Annotated in this window: 4 protein-coding genes; 2 read left to right on the plus strand and 2 right to left on the minus strand. The window is 69.0% G+C overall.

Translation table 11 applies throughout. The features are described from left to right. On the minus strand, positions 1-468 hold a 468-nt coding region (locus AC2VOP_RS19350), incomplete at its 3' end, for a M15 family metallopeptidase (protein ID WP_486962476.1). A gap of 132 nt (positions 469-600) precedes the next feature. On the opposite strand from AC2VOP_RS19350, the gene AC2VOP_RS19355 reads away from it, so the two are divergent. Both AC2VOP_RS19355 and AC2VOP_RS19360 read left to right on the plus strand, forming a co-directional pair. Further along, entirely contained in the window at positions 601-1080 is a 480-nt protein-coding gene (locus AC2VOP_RS19355; protein WP_486962473.1) for an MPT63 family protein, read from the plus strand. A 20-nt stretch (positions 1081-1100) separates the two neighbouring features. Further along, positions 1101-1655: an O-acetyl-ADP-ribose deacetylase gene (locus tag AC2VOP_RS19360; protein WP_486962474.1), complete on the plus strand. Its 555-nt coding sequence runs from the start codon at positions 1101-1103 to the stop codon at positions 1653-1655. Here AC2VOP_RS19360 and argH read toward each other — a convergent pair. Then, positions 1625-3037 carry an argininosuccinate lyase gene (gene argH, locus AC2VOP_RS19365; protein ID WP_486962475.1) on the minus strand — a complete coding sequence of 471 codons (1413 nt, stop codon included), beginning with the start codon at positions 3035-3037 and terminating at the stop codon, positions 1625-1627. The genes AC2VOP_RS19360 and argH overlap by 31 nt on opposite strands. Between the last annotated feature and the right edge of the window lie 137 nt (positions 3038-3174).

Raw genomic sequence — 3174 nt, forward strand, 5'->3', positions numbered from 1 at the left:
GTGCCGGGCCCACCGGCCGCTTCCCGGGATGCGCCGGCAATTGAACGCCGAGGTGTTGTTGTCCTGCATCGACAACTCATCGGCGGCCGCCGGGTAACGGCTGGCCGAGCGCATCTTCTCGATCGGATAGCCCAGCTGGTAGAGCTGTTCGAAGACGGCGATGACCTGCGGCACCAGGTCTTCGTGCACAATCAGTTCGCCGCGGTGCGGCTGACCGTCGAAACCCCTGTGGTTGACCCCGACCCGCCGTAGCTGTGCCGGTCCGACGGGGCAACCCGGCCGCCAGCTCGCACCGAGCTCGGCGGCGGTCACGGGGCCGACGGCAGCGCCAAGAGGTGCAGGTGCCGCCGCCGTCGGCGGCTCGCTGGCCACCGGGGGTCGCGACGGCGCTGCGCACTGCGCCAGCAGGCCAGTAGTTGCAATACCTCCCGCACCGACCGCGATTGCGGCGATCGTCTGCCTGATCAGCGATTTAACCGGGTAAGTCGTGATGTCGCCTACGTTAACGCAATGGCGGCGGCTCAGCGCTGGCAAACGACGGTGGGTTCCAGGAAAATCGGGGTATCACGCACCACCGCTCAACCGAGTCTGGAGGACACCATGAAGGTCACCACGATAATGCAGGCGGCGTTGACCGCGTTGGTGACGGCGATGATCGCTGTCACCGTCGCGCCTCGTGCAACCGCGGCTTACCCCATCGTCGGCACGTTGGGCAGCACGTTGCAGGAGACCGACACCGTCGGCCAGGTCCTCTTGTCCTGGAAGGTCGACGACCTCAAACCTAGCAGCGACACTATGCCGGCCTACCCGGTAGCCGGGCAGGTTTGGGAGGCCACCGCCACCGTGCACGCCATCCGCGGCAGCGTGACGCCTGCGGTTTCGCAGTTCAACGCCGTGGCTCCCAACCAGGCCGCCTACCGGGTGCTGTGGGAGGTCGCCGCGCCGCAGGCGATCAGCGGGGCCACCATCCCCGAAGGCCAGCAAGCGACCGGAAAGATCTACTTCGACGTCACCGGCCCACAACCGAACACCGTGACCATGAACAACGGCATGGAAGACCTGATGATCTGGGGCCCGTAGCAGACCGGCATAGCTGCGCCATGACCGAGATCCGAGTGATTCGCGGCGACATCACCACCCTGCCCGTCGACGCAATCGTCAACGCCGCCAACAGCACTCTGCTGGGCGGCGGCGGAGTGGACGGGGCGATCCATCGAACCGGCGGTCCGGCGATCCTGGCCGAATGCAAGCAGCTGCGCGACAACGACTTTCCGGACGGCCTGCCGACCGGGGATGCGGTCGCAACCACGGCGGGGCGGCTGCCCGCGCGGTGGGTCATCCACACCGTCGGGCCGGTCTATTCGCGTGGGGAAGACCGGTCACCGCTGCTGCGGTCTGCCTACACCCGCAGTCTCGAAGTCGCCGATGCACTGGGCGCGGAGACGGTGTCGTTTCCGTTGATCTCCTCCGGCGTCTACGGCTGGCCAGCCGCCGACGCCGCACATCAGGCGCTGACGGCGGTGCGCAACGCCGACACCTGCGTGCAGGAGGTGACGTTCGTCGCGTTCACCCAGGCGACGGCCGAGTTGCTACGGTCGGAGTTCGCCCGCGCCGGGTCGCCGTCTCAGCGGTGCAGCCGCAGCCGCAAGCGATGAGCGCGTTGGCGTAGGGCTGCGAGTTGTTCGGCGACCCGGGCGGGCGCGGTGCCGCCGCGGGCGTCGCGGGACGAGACCGAGCCGGTGACGGTGAGCACGTTGCGCACCTCCGGCGTCAACGCGGGACTGGCGCCGGCCAACTCGTCGTCGGTCAGGTCCTCCAGGCCGACACCGCGCCGTTCGGCGGCGCGCACCGCCGCGCCCGCGGCCTCGTGTGCGGACCGGAACGGAACACCATGGCGCACCAGCCATTCGGCGATATCGGTGGCCAGCGTATAGCCGGCCGGGGCCAGCGCCGACATCCGCTCGACGTCGAACGCCAGGCTGCCCACCAACCCCGCCATCGCCGGCAGCAACAGCTCCAGCTGGGCCACCGAGTCGAAGACCGGCTCCTTGTCTTCCTGCAGGTCGCGGTTGTAGGCCAGCGGCTGCGCTTTCAGCGTCGCCAGCAGCCCGGCCAGATTCCCGATCAGCCTGCCGGACTTGCCGCGGGCCAGCTCGGCGATGTCGGGATTCTTCTTCTGCGGCATGATCGAACTGCCGGTGGACCAGGCGTCGGCTAAGGTGACGTAGCCGAATTCGGTTGAACTCCACACGATGATGTCTTCAGCCAGCCGGGATAGGTCAACGGCGATGATCGCGAATACCCACGCCGCCTCGGCGGCGAAGTCCCGGGCGGCCGTGGCGTCGATCGAATTCTCTGCGGCTGCGGTGAAACCGAGTTCGGCCGCTACAGCGTCTGGATCCAGGCCCAGTGACGAGCCGGCGAGCGCGCCCGAACCGTACGGGGACACCGCGGCGCGGGCGTCGAGATCGGCGATCCGGTCCACGTCGCGCAGCAGTGGGTGGGCGTGGGCCAGCAGATGGTGCGCCAACAGCACCGGCTGCGCCGACTGCAGGTGCGTCTTGCCCGGCATGATCGCTGCCGGGTGAGCCGCTGCCTGAGTGTCCAGCGCGTCGACCAGGTCGAGCACCCCGGCGGCGACACGGCGCAACGCGTCGCGCAGCCACATCCGAAATAGCGTGGCCACCTGGTCGTTTCGTGATCTACCGGCCCGCAACCGGCCACCTAGCTCGGAGCCGACGCGCTCGATCAGGCCACGCTCCAGGGCGGCGTGCACGTCCTCGTCGGTGGCCAGCGGCACGAAGCTGCCGTCGGCGACGTCTGCGCCGAGGCGGTCCAGCCCGGCCAGCAGTCCGTCACGCTGCTCCGCGGTGAGCAGCCCCGCTCGAAACAGCACCCCGGCGTGCGCCTTGGACGCGACGATGTCGTACGGCGCCAGCACCCAGTCGAACTGGGTGGACTTGCTCAACGCGGCCAGCGCGTCGGCCGGGCGATCGGCGAACCGCCCGCCCCACAGCGATCCCTGGTGGGTGTTCACGTCGCCCCCACCCGGCGAGCATGCACAAAATCGCACCCACGCGGCCCCGCTGGTGCGATTTTGTGCATGCTCGCGGTCGACCGGGTCACCGTGCGTCCCGGGCTGCGGAGATCTTCGACGACAACCCGTGCAGCTGC

Source organism: Mycobacterium sp. TH-M106, from assembly GCF_057473765.1.

Excerpts from the sequence above, each read along its gene's own strand:
- AC2VOP_RS19360 (WP_486962474.1), top strand. The coding sequence starts at position 1,101 with ATGACCGAGATCCGAGTGATTCGCGGCGACATCACCACCCTGCCCGTC.
- AC2VOP_RS19355 (WP_486962473.1), top strand. The coding sequence starts at position 601 with ATGAAGGTCACCACGATAATGCAGGCGGCGTTGACCGCGTTGGTGACG.